This window comes from Roseateles sp. P5_B10 (assembly GCF_056400485.1).
Map to the genome: position 1 here is coordinate 1 of NZ_JBFULE010001486.1, position 683 is coordinate 683.

At 62.4% G+C, this 683-nt stretch carries 1 protein-coding gene; it reads left to right on the forward strand.

The window, feature by feature from the left end; all coding sequences use genetic code 11:
- Positions 1–683, forward strand: a 683-nt coding sequence (locus tag AC1DU6_RS34130; RefSeq protein WP_477862858.1) for a putative bifunctional diguanylate cyclase/phosphodiesterase, incomplete at both ends; no start/stop codon positions are given.

A 683-nucleotide genomic window follows, 5' to 3' on the forward strand; every position in this document is an offset into this window, starting at 1 on the left:
CGGCAGGGCGGCGACGAATTCGTCATTGTGCTGCCGAATTGCGATGTCGAAGGCGCCGCCTTGATCGCCAGCCGCTTGCTCGAGACGCTGTTGCCGCCCATGCAGCTTGGCGCCAAGCTGGTGCCGGTATCGGCCAGCATCGGCGTTAGTATCTATCCCGACAATGCCGGTGATATCGACGGTCTGCTCAAACATGCCGATGCGGCGATGTATCAGGCCAAGCAGGCTGGCCGCTCGACCTATCGCTTCTTCAGCGCGGAAATGAATCGCCTCAGCGAAGAGCGACTCGCCTTCAGCACGGCGCTGCGCAATGCCATCGTGCAGGGTGCGCTGCGGCTTCACTATCAGCCGCAGGTGCGCGCTGATGGTCGCCTTTACGGTGTCGAGGCGCTGGCCCGCTGGTCCGATCCGATACTCGGTGAAGTGCCGCCATCGAAATTCATCCCGCTCGCGGARGAATRCGGSCTSATCGAGCWGATCGGYAYCTGGTCGCTGCGCGAGGCATGCCGGCAGGTCGCGGCCTGGCGCAAAGATGGCATCGACGTACCCGGCGTCTCGGTCAATCTGTCGCCGATCAATTTCCAGAATGGCGATCTCGCCACGCTGGTCGGCGAGGTGATCGCCGAAAACGGTCTGTCGCCGGACATGCTGATACTGGAAGTCACCGAAGGCGTGGTGATGAG